This window comes from Niveispirillum sp. KHB5.9 (assembly GCF_048066115.1).
Classification (GTDB): Bacteria; Pseudomonadota; Alphaproteobacteria; order Azospirillales; family Azospirillaceae; genus Niveispirillum.
Map to the genome: position 1 here is coordinate 298,174 of NZ_JBLTYX010000003.1, position 14,472 is coordinate 312,645.

Annotated in this window: 13 protein-coding genes and 2 tRNA genes; 8 read left to right on the plus strand and 7 right to left on the minus strand. The window is 66.1% G+C overall.

The genetic code is table 11. The features are described 5' to 3' along the window. Positions 1 to 8: 8 nt before the first annotated feature. Positions 9 to 1,334 carry a thymidine phosphorylase gene (gene deoA, locus ACM9HJ_RS08035; protein ID WP_416571191.1) on the minus strand — a complete coding sequence of 442 codons (1,326 nt, stop codon included), beginning with the start codon at positions 1,332 to 1,334 and terminating at the stop codon, positions 9 to 11. 11 nt (positions 1,335 to 1,345) lie between these two features. Continuing rightward, positions 1,346 to 2,338, minus strand: coding sequence for a TAXI family TRAP transporter solute-binding subunit (locus tag ACM9HJ_RS08040; RefSeq protein WP_416571340.1), 993 nt, complete (start codon positions 2,336 to 2,338; stop codon positions 1,346 to 1,348). A gap of 274 nt (positions 2,339 to 2,612) precedes the next feature. Between ACM9HJ_RS08040 and ACM9HJ_RS08045 the strand changes: the two genes are divergently transcribed. After that, positions 2,613 to 4,166 (plus strand): S41 family peptidase, encoded by a 1,554-nt coding sequence (locus tag ACM9HJ_RS08045; RefSeq protein WP_416571192.1) that lies wholly within the window; start codon positions 2,613 to 2,615, stop codon positions 4,164 to 4,166. 140 nt (positions 4,167 to 4,306) lie between these two features. Beyond that, positions 4,307 to 4,474, plus strand: coding sequence for a 50S ribosomal protein L33 (gene rpmG, locus ACM9HJ_RS08050; protein ID WP_029012212.1), 168 nt, complete (start codon positions 4,307 to 4,309; stop codon positions 4,472 to 4,474). A gap of 482 nt (positions 4,475 to 4,956) precedes the next feature. On the opposite strand, the gene ACM9HJ_RS08055 is transcribed toward rpmG, so the two are convergent. Both ACM9HJ_RS08055 and ACM9HJ_RS08060 read right to left on the minus strand, forming a co-directional pair. Then, a tRNA-Gly gene (locus tag ACM9HJ_RS08055) sits at positions 4,957 to 5,031 on the minus strand. A 44-nt stretch (positions 5,032 to 5,075) separates the two neighbouring features. Then, positions 5,076 to 5,150, minus strand: a tRNA-Gly gene (locus ACM9HJ_RS08060). A gap of 242 nt (positions 5,151 to 5,392) precedes the next feature. Here ACM9HJ_RS08060 and ACM9HJ_RS08065 point away from each other — a divergent pair. From ACM9HJ_RS08065 to ACM9HJ_RS08080, 4 genes are read left to right on the plus strand one after another with little or no spacing between them, the layout of a single operon-like run. Next, entirely contained in the window at positions 5,393 to 6,313 is a 921-nt protein-coding gene (locus ACM9HJ_RS08065) for a tetratricopeptide repeat protein (RefSeq protein WP_416571193.1), read from the plus strand. Continuing rightward, positions 6,310 to 6,972 (plus strand): LON peptidase substrate-binding domain-containing protein, encoded by a 663-nt coding sequence (locus ACM9HJ_RS08070; RefSeq protein ID WP_416571194.1) that lies wholly within the window; start codon positions 6,310 to 6,312, stop codon positions 6,970 to 6,972. The genes ACM9HJ_RS08065 and ACM9HJ_RS08070 overlap by 4 nt, the downstream gene beginning before the upstream one ends. 39 nt (positions 6,973 to 7,011) lie before the next feature. Further along, entirely contained in the window at positions 7,012 to 7,212 is a 201-nt protein-coding gene (locus ACM9HJ_RS08075; RefSeq protein WP_416571195.1) for a Trm112 family protein, read from the plus strand. A gap of 2 nt (positions 7,213 to 7,214) precedes the next feature. Beyond that, positions 7,215 to 7,601 (plus strand): gamma-butyrobetaine hydroxylase-like domain-containing protein, encoded by a 387-nt coding sequence (locus ACM9HJ_RS08080; RefSeq protein ID WP_416571196.1) that lies wholly within the window; start codon positions 7,215 to 7,217, stop codon positions 7,599 to 7,601. Positions 7,602 to 7,786: 185 nt separating this feature from the next. Here the strand turns inward: ACM9HJ_RS08080 and truB are convergent, their stop codons facing one another. The 3 genes from truB to ACM9HJ_RS08095 form a co-directional block, all read right to left on the minus strand. Further along, the gene (truB, locus tag ACM9HJ_RS08085; RefSeq protein ID WP_416571197.1) at positions 7,787 to 8,725 is read right to left on the minus strand and encodes a tRNA pseudouridine(55) synthase TruB; all 939 of its coding nucleotides are present in this window, start codon (positions 8,723 to 8,725) and stop codon (positions 7,787 to 7,789) included. After that, the gene (gene rbfA / locus ACM9HJ_RS08090) at positions 8,715 to 9,173 is read right to left on the minus strand and encodes a 30S ribosome-binding factor RbfA (protein ID WP_416571198.1); all 459 of its coding nucleotides are present in this window, start codon (positions 9,171 to 9,173) and stop codon (positions 8,715 to 8,717) included. The genes truB and rbfA overlap by 11 nt, the downstream gene beginning before the upstream one ends. A 179-nt stretch (positions 9,174 to 9,352) precedes the next feature. Further along, positions 9,353 to 10,351 (minus strand): hypothetical protein, encoded by a 999-nt coding sequence (locus tag ACM9HJ_RS08095; RefSeq protein ID WP_416571199.1) that lies wholly within the window; start codon positions 10,349 to 10,351, stop codon positions 9,353 to 9,355. A 266-nt stretch (positions 10,352 to 10,617) separates the two neighbouring features. On the opposite strand from ACM9HJ_RS08095, the gene ACM9HJ_RS08100 reads away from it, so the two are divergent. Both ACM9HJ_RS08100 and ACM9HJ_RS08105 read left to right on the plus strand, forming a co-directional pair. Then, positions 10,618 to 13,473, plus strand: coding sequence for a TonB-dependent receptor domain-containing protein (locus tag ACM9HJ_RS08100; protein ID WP_416571200.1), 2,856 nt, complete (start codon positions 10,618 to 10,620; stop codon positions 13,471 to 13,473). Between the two features lie 113 nt (positions 13,474 to 13,586). Beyond that, on the plus strand, positions 13,587 to 14,471 hold the full coding sequence (locus ACM9HJ_RS08105; protein ID WP_416571201.1) for a prephenate/arogenate dehydrogenase family protein: 885 nt from the start codon (positions 13,587 to 13,589) through the stop codon (positions 14,469 to 14,471). The last annotated feature ends 1 nt before the right edge of the window (position 14,472 follow it).

The following is a 14,472-nucleotide window of genomic DNA, read 5'->3' on the forward strand; positions in this document are numbered from 1 at the left end:
CACTATCCTCAAGGCCCGCCGATCGTTCCGGCCACCGGGTCGGCGGCCGCCGCGGCGGTTTCGCCTATGACATAAGCGTTCCGGACCGCCGACGCCACCGCATCCGCCGCAGCCCTGTCCGCCGCATGCACAAGGCACAGCGGGCAGTCGGGTCCCACTTCGGCCCCGATGCCTGCCACCTGATCCAGCCCCACGCGCGGATCGATGCCATCCTGCGGCCTTGTGCGCCCGCCGCCCAGCGCCACCACGGCCAGACCCAGGGCCCGCACATCCTGGCCTGTGACAAATCCCGGCCGGTCGGGCAGGACGGGCACCACCACGGGGGCCGTGGCCAGATGCCGGTCTGGCCGTTCGATCAGGTCGGGCGGCCCGCCCAGCACCGCAACCATGCGGGCGAACCGGTCAGCGGCGGCCCCGGTGGCGATGGCCTGATCGACCAGGGCTCCGGCACCGTCGGCATCCAGGGCAAGGCCAGCCAGGACCAGCATTTCCACGCACAAGGCCCTTGTCACCCGCCACAGCCGCGTTTCCGCCGTCCCGCCGGCCAGGATGGCAAGGCATTCGCGCAGTTCCAGGGCATTGCCGGCACTGTGGCCCAGCACCTGGCCCATGTCGGTCAGCACGGCACGCGCGGGCAGGCCGGCACCGGTGGCAGTGCGCACCAGCGTGCCGGCCAGGTCGCGGGCGCGGCCCTGGTCCGCCATGAAGGCGCCGGAGCCAAACTTCACATCCAGCACCAGGGCGTTCAGGCCGGCCGCCAGCTTCTTGGACAGGATCGAGGCCGTGATCAGGTCGATGCTTTCCACCGTCGCCGTCACGTCGCGGATGGCATAGAGGCGACGGTCGGCGGGGGCGATCTCCCCTGTCGCACCGACGATGGCGCAGCCCACACGGCGCACCATGGTTTTCAGCCGGTGCAGGTCGGGCTGCCCGTCATAGCCGGGGATGGCTTCCATCTTGTCCAGGGTGCCGCCGGTATGGCCCAGCCCCCGGCCGGAAATCATCGGCACATAGCCGCCGCAGGACGCGATGATCGGGGCCAGCAGCAGGCTGACCTTGTCGCCCACCCCACCGGTGGAATGCTTGTCCAGCACCGGCCCGCCCAGCCCTTCACGCGACCAGTCCAGGATGGTGCCCGACCCGACCATGGCCTGGAGCAGGGCCACCCGCTCGTCACTATCCATGCCCTTGAAATAGACGGCCATGGCGAAGGCAGCGGCCTGACCCTCCGTCACCGATCCGTCGGTCAGGCCGGCGATGAAATGGCCGATCTCCACCGCCGACAGGGCAAGCCCGTCGCGTTTGCGGCGAATGATCTCCTGCGGCAGGAACATGGGCGGCGCACTCAGCGGGGCTTCTGACCCGGACAGGCCATGGCGATGGGATCCACACCATAGCGTGTTCCGGCCGCCGGGTGCAGGGGGGCCGACATGCGAAATGCCACAGGGCGCAACAGAACCATGTCCGGGTCCTGGCGGTGCAGCGCGTCGCGATTCGCCCGGCTGGCCAGCGCCGCCGTCAGCTTGGCCGCCAGCACCGGGTCCAGGCCGGGACCGGCGATCCAGGCCACGGGTTGCATCATGGTGGCCACGTCCGCCTGGTCGGCGCCATAGGTGCCGGCACTGATCTGTCCGGGTGCGCCGAACGGGTGCAGGCCGGACAGGCGGCCGGCAGCGTCGCCGGTCACCGGCAGCAACCGGGCACCCGCCGACACGGCCATGGCGGATACCGGGTCCGGCGTGGCGGCGATACGGAACAGCGCGTCGATGCGGCCATCGGCCAATGCCAGGGCCGCCTGTTCCCCGCCGATCTCAACCGCCCGCACCTGCTGGCGGCGCAGGCCGTGGGCGGACAGGATGCGTTCGGCCAGGCGGCGTTCGTCCGATCCGGCGGCGCCGACGGCCACGCGCTTGCCCTTCAACTGATCGATATCGGTCAGTTTGGCGTCGCCGCGCACCAGCACATGCAGCGCCTCGCTGTAGATCTCGCCCAGGATGACCAGATCGGCGGGCTTGGCGCCGGGGGCTGGCAGGCAGCGGGCGGCATAGATGCGGTCGGCCGGTGCCAGACCGGTTTCCACCGCACCCGACGCCACCGCCTCCACAATATCGCGGCGGTCGGGCAGGCTCTGGGTCAGGGCCACCAGGCCCGGGACGCCGCAGGCGCGGTCATCGGCGCAGGCCGGCATGCCCGGCGGCCGCGACAGCATGGAGGCCAGGGCTGCGCCAACATCGAAACCGCGTTCCCCCGACGGGTCGGCCGCGATGCGCAGATAGCGGGCGGCACTTTCCGTATTGGCCGGCGCGCGGCCAAGTGCCGCCAGTGCCATCACGGGCACCGCCAACAACGGAATTAACCAATATCTGGGGGACATGGCACCAACGCCTACCAAGTTTGGATTTATTCACGCTTTTCCAGCGTGACTGTCAAATGCGCCGATGGGATGGCAGTGCCGAATAACGGACGCTGTTGCCACAGGGATTCATGTCTTTGGGATGGATTTGTCCTAGCCTTTTGGTCGGTACATGGGCTTTACGCGCCCTTTTGCCTGCGGCACTCTGTCATCAGAGGAAGCGTCGCCATCGAGACGACGCCCGACGGGGGAAACGCGCATGGCATCACGGTTCGCGCCGATGCTGGTTGTTCTGGGCCTTCTGTCCGCGGTGGCACCCGTGCGGGCCGAACAGCAGGTCCTGCCGGCGATATCGAACCTGACGGCCGAACAGCTTTTCTCCGTCGCCTTCCGTCCCATCATCGACAATGCACTGAAGCCGCCCGCCATGGGTGATCTGCTGGGCGACGGATTGCGCCGGGTGGCCTCATCAGACCGCATGCTGGGTGTCGTGCAGGTGCCGGGCCATCTGCTGCTGACCCGCGACGGGGTGGAGCTGTCGCGCGTCACCCTGCCCACCGACACGATCCCGGAACGCTGGGCCAACGTCACGGCGGAGATGCTGCGCGCCATTGCCGCCGCATCCCCCGCCATCGCCGCCAGGGAGCGGGAGGCGGTGTGGCGCGACATGTTCGACGGGATGATGACCGACCTGGACCCCTACTCCCGCTATGCCGAGCCCAACCGCGCCCAGGGGGAGCGGACGCAGCGTGAAGGCTATGACGGGATCGGCGTGGGCATCCGGTCCAATGACGGGTTCTTCGAGATCTCCGACATGGTGGCCGACGGGCCGGCGGCCAATGCCGGCGTGCGCGTCGGCGACCGTATCTTCGAGGTGGCGGGCACGCGCACCGTGGGCCTGCCCTATGAGCGGTTGTCGGCCCTGATCCAGGGGCCGGAAGGCAGCTGGGTGGAGATGAAGGTGGGGGCCAGCGAGCAGCGCCCGCGCACCGTCACCGTCCGCCGCCGCCATCTGGTGCCCAACACGGTGCAGGCCAGCCTGACCGATGGCGTCGCCACGATCCGAATCGAACGGTTCAACAACGCCACCCAAGACAATGTCCGCCAAGCCATCCAGCGTTACCTGGATAAGGGGCCGGTGCGCGGCGTCATCATGGATCTGCGCGGCAATCCCGGCGGGGTGATGGTACAGGCGGTGGGAGTGGTGAACCTGTTCGTGCCGCAGGGCCGCATCATCACCACCCGCGGCCGCAACCCCAGCTCCATCCAATGGTTCGAGGCGCAGAGGCCCACCACCATGTTTCCCGACCTGCCCCTGGTGGTGATGATCGACGGGCAGACCGCGTCCAGCGGGGAGATCGTGGCGGCGGCGTTGCAGGATGCCGGCCGGGCGCTGATCGTCGGGTCCTCCAGCTATGGCAAGGGCAGCGTGCAGCATGTGACGCAACTGCCCAATGGCGGGGAACTGTTCATCACCTGGTCACGCATCTACGCGCCCAGCGGTTACAGTTTCGACGGGCAGGGCGTGCTGCCCAGCCTCTGCACCTCGCTGCCCGGCGCCAACGTCCAGTCGCTGCTGGTCGAGGCCGGCCGTGGCGACCGGGGCGAACAGGCGGTCCTGTCGCGCCACCGGCTGGCCGCCCCGGATGATGCCGAAGCGCTGGCCCAGCTGCGGGCCGCCTGTCCGTCCAAGCCCGCCGACAGCGTGGCGGCGACGGCCACGACCCTGGCGCTGGCCCGTGCATTGCTGGAGGATGCGGGCCTCTATCGCCAAGCCCTTGCATCCCGGCACATCAACGTTGCGGAGAGGTAGGGTCTTTGTCCTTGACAGATGGGGGCGGATGCGTAGATTCCGCCGCTGTGCCGTCCGGGGGTTCCTTCCCGGCGGGGAACGTTTATATGGATCGGCCGCGCGTCCTTGCGGTGGCCGCAAGCAGACGCAGGTAGGGTATCATGGCTAAGCAGAACACCGTGCTGATCAAGTTGGTGAGCACCGCCGACACGGGCTACTTCTATGTGAAGAAGAAGAACCCCCGCAAGACGACCGAGAAGCTGGAATTCAACAAGTATGATCCGGTTGCTCGCAAGCACGTTGCGTTCAAGGAATCGAAGATGAAGTGATCTCCCGCCTGGGATGATCCTCTCTTGGAAAAGCCCCGCCGGGTTCGCCCGGCGGGGCTTTTTACATTTGGGGTTGCTGCTGTTTCGGAAGAGCGCGAAAGTCTGGAAGGCTTCAAGCAGCCCATGGATGAGTCGTCATGGATCAGAAGACAGTGCGCTCTCCACAGCAAGGGGCGGAAAGACAGGCTGCCCACAGCGATGTGGCTCTGAGTCTGTCGGAAGTGGACCGGGAAGCGTTCTTCGATGTGTTGGTCAACCCACCGCCAGTCAATGACCGGCCGCGCTGTGCGTTCGAAAAGCATCGGCAATGTGTGAAGCGCTGATCGGTTTGCCACTCAATATTCCGTCAGCATGTACGCATTCGCCGCACATGGCCCCTTTCGTCGATTGGACCGATTCTCGCTGGTGACCATGCGACGGCCACAAATGCGAAAAGCCGCCCCCGAGGGACGGCCTTTTCGATGCATATATAATGTGTTGTCTGGAGCGGGCGAAGGGATTCGAACCCTCGACCCCAACCTTGGCAAGGTTGTGCTCTACCCCTGAGCTACGCCCGCATGACCAGACAGGCCCGTCTTGCGACGGTGGGTATTTTCGGAACTGGAGCGGGCGAAGGGATTCGAACCCTCGACCCCAACCTTGGCAAGGTTGTGCTCTACCCCTGAGCTACGCCCGCCCATTTCCGAACTCCGTCCGGGTCGTCCCCGGCGGTGAGCGCGGAATATAGCCATCAAACTTTGCCATGCAAGGGTTTTTTTGGCCCCCCTGACGCTTTTCCCGGAAAGCTTCGCCCTTATCCATGCATGGCACCCAATCGGGAGGTTTGCCGACGGCGGGTTGGCGCTCTATATAAGCCCATGACCGCTCCCGCACCGGCGGGGGCCAGCAACGATCACCCGATCCAGGAACAAGCCGCCGATGTTCTCCCCCACGCCGACCCCTGTGCCCAAGCCCGCTGCCACCGACCTGATCAAGGATGGCAGCGATGCCGGCTTCATGGCCGACGTCATCGAGGCATCGCAGACGGTGCCGGTCATTGTCGATTTCTGGGCCACCTGGTGCGGCCCCTGCAAGACGCTGGGCCCCCTGCTGGAAAAGGCCGTCACGGCCGCCAAGGGTGCCGTCAAGCTGGTGAAGATCGATACCGACAAGCATCCGGCCGTGGCCGGGCAGCTGCGCGTGCAGTCGATCCCCACCGTCTATGCCTTCTTCAAGGGCCGTCCCGTGGACGGGTTCCAGGGGGCGCTGCCGGAAAGCCAGGTCAAGGCGTTCGTCGACAAGCTGGCAAAGCTGTCGGGTGCGCCGGGCGCCATCGACATCGCCGCCATCCTGGCCGAAGCCAAGGCCATGCTGGATGAGGGCAATGCGCAGGAGGCGGCCGCCATCTATCAGGAGGTTCTGGCGGAGGAGCCGGAGAACGCGGCGGCCTATGCCGGCGTCATCCGCTGCCTGCTGGCGGTGGCGGAGGCGGATGCCGCAAAGGGCATGATTGCCGACGCCCCGGCCGGCATCGCCAAGTCGCCTGAGCTGGCCGCCGTGAAGTCGCAGGTCGAGCTGGCGGAGCAGGCGGCCAATGCCGGCCCGCTGGACGGGCTGAAGGCCGCTGTGGATGCCGATCCGGCCAACCACCAGGCCCGTTACGATTACGCCGTGGCCCTGTTCGCCGCCGGCCGCAACGAGGAGGCGGTGGAATCGCTGCTGGAGATCGTCAAGCGCGACCGCGAATGGAACGACAAGGCCGCCCGCACCCAGCTGCTGAAGATCTTCGAGGCGATGGGCTTCACCGACAAGCTGGTCATCCAGGCCCGCCGCAAGCTGTCCTCGCTGCTGTTCTCATGAGCCAGAACCCGTTCGACCTGCCCCATGACCAGTTGCCGGAGACCATCCCCGTCTTTCCCCTGACGGGGGTGCTGCTGCTGCCCAAGGGCAAGCTGCCGCTCAACATCTTCGAACCGCGATACCTGAACATGGTGCAGGACGCGCTGGCCACCAACCGGCTGGTCGGCATGGTGCAGCCGCGCGACGGCGGGGCGGGCAACCACCCGCCGCTGTACGAGATCGGCTGTGCCGGCCGCATCACCAGCTTCAACGAGACCGAGGATGGCCGCTTCCTGATCACCCTGACGGGGATCAGCCGGTTCAGGATCACCGGCGAAGTGCCGACCACGCGCGGCTATCGCCGGGCCATCACCGACTGGTCGGGGTTCGAGGCGGACCTGGAGGAGGACGGCCCCTGCGATCTGGACCGTTCACGGCTGGACGCGGTGCTGCAGACCTATTTCAAGCAGCAGGGCATCAGCGCCAATTGGGAATCGGTATCCCAGGCGCCGCTGGACCGGCTGGTCACGTCGCTGTCCATGATCTGTCCGTTCGATGCGCCGGAGAAGCAGGCCCTGCTGGAAAGCCCGGATGTGAACAGCCGCGCCCGGCTGCTGCTGGCGCTGGTGGAAATGGCCGTGCATGAGGATGGCGATGGCGGCGGTTCCGCCCGCCATTGATTGTTGACACTTGAGACTTGCCTCAAAAGGAACCTCGCGATGAGCGATACTACCTCCCAAGCCCGTGTCGATCCGCGCCTGCTGGAGATCCTGGTCTGCCCGCTGACTAAGGCACCGCTGCGTTACGATGCGGCGGCCCAGGAACTGATTTCCGACCAGGCCAAGCTGGCCTATCCGATCCGCGACGGCATTCCCATCATGCTGGTGGACGAGGCGCGGCGCCTGGACGACGCGGTCTGATCGTGGCGGAGGAACTTTTCGTCAGCGAGGCGGGCGGGACCACGCACTGGCCCACCGAACTGCGCCTGAACCGGGCGGAACGGGTGCTGTCCGTCAGCTTCGATAATGGCAGCCGCTTCGACCTGCCGGCGGAATTCCTGCGGGTGGAAAGCCCGTCGGCGGAGGTGCAGGGCCACACCCCGGCGCAGAAGCAGCTGGTGGCCGGCAAGCGCCACGTGGCCATCACCCGCGTCGACCCCGTGGGCAATTACGCCGTGCGCCTGACCTTTGATGACGGGCATGACAGCGGCATCTACAGCTGGACCCTGCTGCACCGGTTGGGGCGGGAGCGGGACACGCTGTGGGAGGCGTATCTGGCGGCGCTGACGGCGAAGGGGTTGGGACGGTAGGGGGGGCTTCCACCTTTCCTGGGATTACCCTCTCCCTCCCAAATGCTGGCGCGTTTGGGTCCCTCCCTCTCCCGCAGGCGGGAGAGGGTAGAAATTGGTCATAGCGCAGTCATCTACCCTCGCCCACGCAGTGGGAGAGGGAGGGGCCCGTTGGCGCAGCCAATGGGAGGGAGAGGGTAGCCTCTCTACAGGTTCAACACCCGCGCCGGCCGGATCTCCCCGGCCTCCAGCCGCACCAGCGCCACCGGGCGGCCGGCGGACACGGCCAGTGCGGCCCCATCCTCGCCACCTGCATCGCGCAGCGCCTCCAGCCGGGCCAGATCGCCCTGGCGCAGCAGCGATACGCCCTGGCCATGGCGCAGCCGGTCGGCCTCCGCCGGGGACAGGTCGATGGCGGGCAACCGGTCCAGGGGGGCAGCCACCGGCATCAGCAGGCTGTCGGGATCACCCTCGGCCACGATGCGTTCCAGTTCCTCCAGCGTTACGGCGTTGGTCAGGCTGAACGGTCCCACCGACAGGCGGCGCAGCACGGTGATATGGCCGACACTGCCCACGGCCAGCGCCAGGTCACGGGCCAGCGAGCGCATATAGGTGCCCTTGCCGCATTCCACCTCGAATTCGGCATGGTCCAGGTCGGGCCGGCCGGTCAGGTGGAACCCGTCGATGCGCACGATGCGGGCGGCCAATTCCACCGCTTCGCCTTCACGCGCCAGGTCATAGGCGCGCTCGCCATCCACCTTGATGGCGGAATATTGCGGCGGCACCTGGCTGATCAGGCCCTGGAAACCCTCCAGCGCCGTTTCGATCTGCTCGTCCGTGGGGCGCGAGGGCGCGGTGGCGATGACCTGTCCGGCGCGGTCGTCGGTGTCCGTCGCTTCGCCGAATTTCATCACGAACCGGTAGGTCTTGTGCCCATCCATGGCGTACTGGACGGTCTTCGTCGCCTCGCCGAAGGCGATGGGCAGGATGCCGGTGGCGATGGGATCCAGCGTGCCGCCATGGCCCGCCTTTTCCGCATTCATCATCCAGCGCACCTTCGCCATGGCCTGGGTACTGGTCATGGTGCCGGGCTTGTCCAGGACCAGCCAGCCGTGCCGGGGCACACCCTTGCGCTTACGCGCCATGGTTATCGTCCCCGCCCTCTTCCTCGTCATCGGCATAGCCGGGCTTGCGGGTGCCGCTCATGTCGCGGGCGACATGCGGGTCGTGCAGGATGCGGTCGATCTTCTCCGCATAGTCGAAGCTGGTATCCAGCTGGAACGACAGGCGCGGGGCATAGGGCAGGCGAATCTCATGCGCCACCTGGGTGCGCAGGAAGGCAGAGGCGCGGTTCAGGGCGGCCACCAGTTCCGGTTTGGACCCACCCAGCGGCATCACGAAGGCCGTGGCGTTCTTCAGGTCGGGGCTGATGCGCACTTCCGACACGGTGACGTTCAGGTCCATCAGTTCCGGGTCGCGGAATTCCCCACGGCGGAAGATGTCGGCCAGGGTGTGGCGGATTTCCTCGCCCACGCGCAACTGGCGCTGGCTGGGTCCCTTGTCGGCGTGGCCGCCGTCGCGTCGCTTGTTCATCACATCAATCCTTTGCCCTGGCGGGGGATGGGACCCCGGACCCGGGCTTTGCTCGCATTTTGGTCAAGGGGCCGTGCGTAGCATAGCGGACGTGTGATGAGGCAAGGAAGTTACGCATGGAAGGGGTAGCGGCGCCCCACAGCCCCGCCACCCCCTTGGTACGTCTGTAACCGGTGCTGTTATCGCGCCAGCGGCAGCGCCTCCCGCACCTGACCCGGCAGTCGCGGGACCAGCAGGCGGCGGGCGGCTTCCCAGCGGGCCGATAGCAGCAGCAGGCCCGACCCGATGACCAGGGCGGCCAGCGCCATGTTCATCTCCCGGGCCGTGCCGGCCATGGAGAAGAGCTGGCCCATCGCATAGAGCACATAAACCAGGGCAGAGATCAGCATGGCGCGGCGGTCGATGGCCAGCGACACCAGGGCGATGGCCAGGTACGTGCCGATGCAGGCGGCCAGCGCCAGACCGGGACTGACCACCTGTACCGCGCCATTGACGCCCACCCAGGAAAAGACCGGGTGGATGATCATGGGCGAGGCCGCCAGATGCAGCCAGAAAGCCACGTCGGAGCGCCGCGTGTTGCGCTCCCGGTCCTGGCTGTCCCAGCGCATGGCGATGGCGAACATGGCCAGCCCACCCACCAGCACCATCACCGTGATGCTGTCCCTCAGCGACGGCACGGCCAGCAGCAGCAGCGCGAACAGGGCGGAAAGCCCGATGGCGGACCCCGCCGCCACGGTGATCGGCACCATGAAACGGCGCCAATGCGCATAGGAACCGGCACCGGCCAGCAGGGTGGCGGCGGCCACGGCACCGGCGGCATCGGCCGGGTCGCGGACATTCTTCAGGTCCAGCAGATCGACCATGCCCATCAGGCCAGCCGCCAGCGTGCCGCCGGCAAAGCCGATCAGCAGCACGATGCTGGACAGGGACAGGCGCAGGCGGCGGGTGAAATACTCGGCCAGGCCCCAGCTGACCACGGCCATGGCGGCCCCCGCCAGCGCCTCATGCACGCGGCTGCCCAGATAGGCCGCTGCCGCCAGGATCATGATGCAGCAGACGGCGACGAACACGTCGTTGAAACCGGTCAGCAGGCGGAAGCGCTCATGCTCCGTTGCGTCCACGTGACCGCGCCGTGCGGCCACGAAGCGTCGCAACCCGTCAACATTCTGATCGGTCAAGACTCCAGCGGTTACCGCAGCGTCTAGTTCTTCCTCACTATACATATTTGCCCCCTCCCTATTGGGTAGTCCCAAGTATGCGCGCTGACACCGGTGGCGGCAATCGCTGGTACAAAGGGTTTAGATGCAGAAAAGAAACAGTGACCAACGATACGATTCCGTTGCAATCAGGGGGCTTCCTTCCCGGTGTCACATTCTGTTAACCCTGTCGGCGCGGATGAAAAAACCGCGTTTAAAAACAAACCTTTCTCGGACAGGGGATATACATGCAATCCAAACACAATCTGCTTCGCGGGGCGGCTTCGCTCGCCCTCATGGTGGCTGCTGCCATCCCGGTCCTGCCGGCTTCCGCCCAGGATACGCTGGATGAAATTGTCGTCACAGGTTCGCGTATCCGGCAAAGCCCGCTGACCCAGACCCAGCCCGTCATCCAGGTCGACAGCGAGGCGATGGCCCGCACCGGCCTGTCCAGTACGGCGGAGATTCTGCAGCGCCTGCCCATCTCCGGCGGCGGCCTGAACAGCAAGTTCAACAATAGCGGCAATTTCGGCAACCCGCCCGACGGCGGCGGCGTGGGTGCGGGTGCGGCCGAGGTGGACCTGCGCTATCTGGGCTCGCGCCGTACGCTGGTGCTGGTCGATGGGCTGCGCTGGGTGAACGGCGCTTCCGCGTCGGGCATCCCGTCATCCACCGACCTGAACACCATCCCCAAGGGCATCATCGACCGGATCGAGGTGTTGCAGGAGGGTGCCTCGTCCATCTATGGCTCCGACGCCATTTCCGGCGTGGTCAACATTATCACCAAGAAGAAGCAGGATGGCTTCACCGGTTCCGCCCAGGTCGGCGCCTTTGACGAGGGCGACGGCGTCACGCAGGAATACGACCTGTCCTGGGGCGCGTCGTCGGGCGGCACCAGCATCGTGGCCGATGTGACCTATGTGAAGGTGGAAGACGTGATGTCGGGCGACCGCTCCATCTCGCAATTCCCCACGCCTGGCGTCACGGCATGCGACAGTTCCTGTTCGTCGGGCACGCCGTTGGGCCGCTTCATCGTCAACAACCCCGTCACCGGGGCCGGCATGAACCTGACCCTGAAGCAGGCGGTGCTGACCGGCAAGCCGGTGTTCAACCCGCTGGCCCCCACCGCGGGCAGCTTCAAGGATTTCACCACGGCCGACCGGTTCAATTTCCAGCCCTACAATTACATCCAAGCCCCGTCGGAGCGCATCGGCACCTTCTTCACGGTGACGCAGGAGATCACGCCCGACATCAATTTCCGCCTGAAGGCCGTCTATAACAATCGCAAGTCCGCCAACCAGGCCGCCCCCATCCCGCTGTTCGTGGGGCCGGATGCCGGCAACGGCAACATGCTGGACCGGATCAGCATCGACGTCACCAACCCCTACAACCCGTTCGGCGTCACCCTGTCGTCGGGCGGGGCCAACGGCCCGGCCAACTACGCTTTCATCGGCCGCCGCTTCGTGGAGGCGGGCCCCCGCCATTATGAGCAGGAGGTGAACACCTGGTACGTGTCGGGCACGCTGGACGGCTCGCTGATGCTGGGCGAGAACAAGTGGTACTGGGACGTCAACACCATCTTCTCCCGCAACAGCGCCACGCAGAAATTCACCGGCAACGTGAATGCGCAGCGCCTGGCCCAGGCGCTCGGCCCCGTGTCGGGCTGCACGGCACCTTGCGTGCCCTTCAATATCTTCGGCGGTGCCGGGTCGATCACACAGCAGCAGATGGATTACGTGCTGTTCACGCAGCAGGACAGCAGCAAGCAGCGCCTGGGCGACGCTTCCGTCAACCTGTCGGGTGACCTGTTCCAGATGCCGGCCGGTGGCGTGGGCGTGGCGCTGGGCTACGAATATCGTGACCAGCGTGGCGAGTTCCAGCCGGACGCCGTGGTGGCCGCCGGCCTGGGTTCCGACATCCCGGCCCTGCCGTCCAAGGGCAGCTTCGACGTGAATGAGGCCTATGGCGAGCTGCGGGTGCCGTTGCTGGCCGATCTGCCGGTGGCCAAGCTGCTGGAAGTGTCGGGTGCGGTCCGTTACTCCGACTATTCCACTTTCGGCAGCGAGACCACCTATAGCGGTCGTGTCAACTGGCGCGTGACGGACGATGTGCTGCTGCGCGGATCCTATGGCCAGGGCTTCCGGGCTCCTGGTATCGGCGAGCTGTTCGGCACGCCATCGCGCTTCGACCAGGAACTGGTCGACCCCTGCTCCGACATGCTGGGCCTGTCGGGCGGTACCGCCGCCTCGGCCGCCATCCGGGCCAATTGTATCGCCCATGGCGTGCCGGCCAATGGCTCCTACGTCCAGGCCAATCCGCAGCTGTCGGTGGTCACCGGCGGCAATGACGAATTGCAGCCAGAAACCTCGGAAAGCTGGGTGTTCGGCGGGGTGTTCAGCCCGTCCTGGGAAATGGACTGGGCCGACCGGCTGGATTTCGAGGTGAATTATTATGACATCAAGCTGAAGAACGCGATCCAGCCCATCGGTGCGGAGACCATCCTGGGCCGGTGCGAGCAGAACAACGACGCTTTCTCCTGCGCTTCCGTTACCCGTACCGCGTCGGGTGCCATCAACCAGATCACCGGCCTGTTGCAGAATATCGGCGCCATCGACACGGACGGCATCGATTTCACCATCAACTGGCAGGGGCCGGCGTCGGATATCGGCACCTTCCGCCTGTCGCTGAACCAGACCTTCCTGCTGAACTATGCCGAGACCGTGCCCGCCACCAATGGCAGCACGAAGATCGACCGCGAGGGCACGGAGAAGGGCAGCCCCGACCAGGCCTTCCCCAAATACAAGGCCACGGCCATCCTGGATTGGGCCAAGGACGATTTCTCCGCCTCGCTGACCAACCGCTATGTGAAGAGCGTCGAGGAAAGCCAGGCGGACAACAAGCTGAATGCCCGTCTTTACACCGACGTGCAGGTCAGCTGGTTCCCGGCGATGTTCGAGAACAAGGTCGGCCTGACGCTTGGCGTCAACAACCTGTTCGACAAGGACCCGCCGGCCTGCTTCAGCTGTGGCCTGAACAATTTCGATCCCACCACCTATGACGCGCCGGGCCAGTTCGGCTATGCGCGCCTGACGTACAAGATGTGAGCGGGGTTCTGTCGCATAAGGCCCGCAAGGGCCGCATGCGACATGCCGATTTGGACGGACCTGGGTTCACTGTGCTAGTGAACCCAGGTCTTTTCTTTTCAGGACCCTTTCCCATGACCGCCCCCCTGTTCGACAAGGTTGCCATCGTCGGCTTCGGCCTGATCGGTTCCTCGCTCGCGCGCTGTGTGGCGGAATATCCGGGCTTGGCCAACGGGGTGGTCTGCGTGGACCGGTCGCAGGCGGTTTGCGACCGGGTGCTGGAACTGGGCCTGGCGGTGGAAGCCGGCACCGATCCGGCGCTGGTATCCACATGCGACCTGGTGATCCTGGCCACCCCCATCGGCGCTTTCGCCGATCTGGGGGCGGAGATCGGCCCGCACCTGAGCGAGGGCACGATCCTGACCGATGTCGGGTCGGTGAAGCAGTCGGTGCTGCGCGATATCGCCCCGTTCGTGCCGGACGGGGTACATTTCATTCCGGGCCATCCGCTGGCCGGCACCGAACATTCCGGCCCCGACAGCGGCTTTGCCGCCCTGTTCAAGGGCCGCTGGTGCATCCTGACGCCGGTGCCCGGCACCAACCAGGCGGCGGTGGACAAGCTGGCCGCCTTCTGGACGGGCTGCGGCAGCATGATCGAGGTGATGGAACCCGGCCATCATGACCGGGTGCTGGCCATCACCAGCCATCTGCCCCACCTGATCGCCTATACGATCGTGGGCACGGCCACCGACCTGGAGGAACATCTCCAATCCGAGGTGATCCGGTTCAGCGCCACCGGCTTCCGCGACTTCACCCGCATCGCGGCATCCGACCCCACCATGTGGCGTGACATCTTCCTGAACAACCGGGAGGCGGTGCTGGAGGTGATCCAGCGCTTCACGGAGGACCTGACGGCCCTGCAGCGGGCCATCCGCTGGGGCGAGGGGGACAAGCTGCATGAGCTGTTCACCCGTACCCGCGCCGTCCGCCGGTCGATCATCGACGCGAAACAGGCGTAAA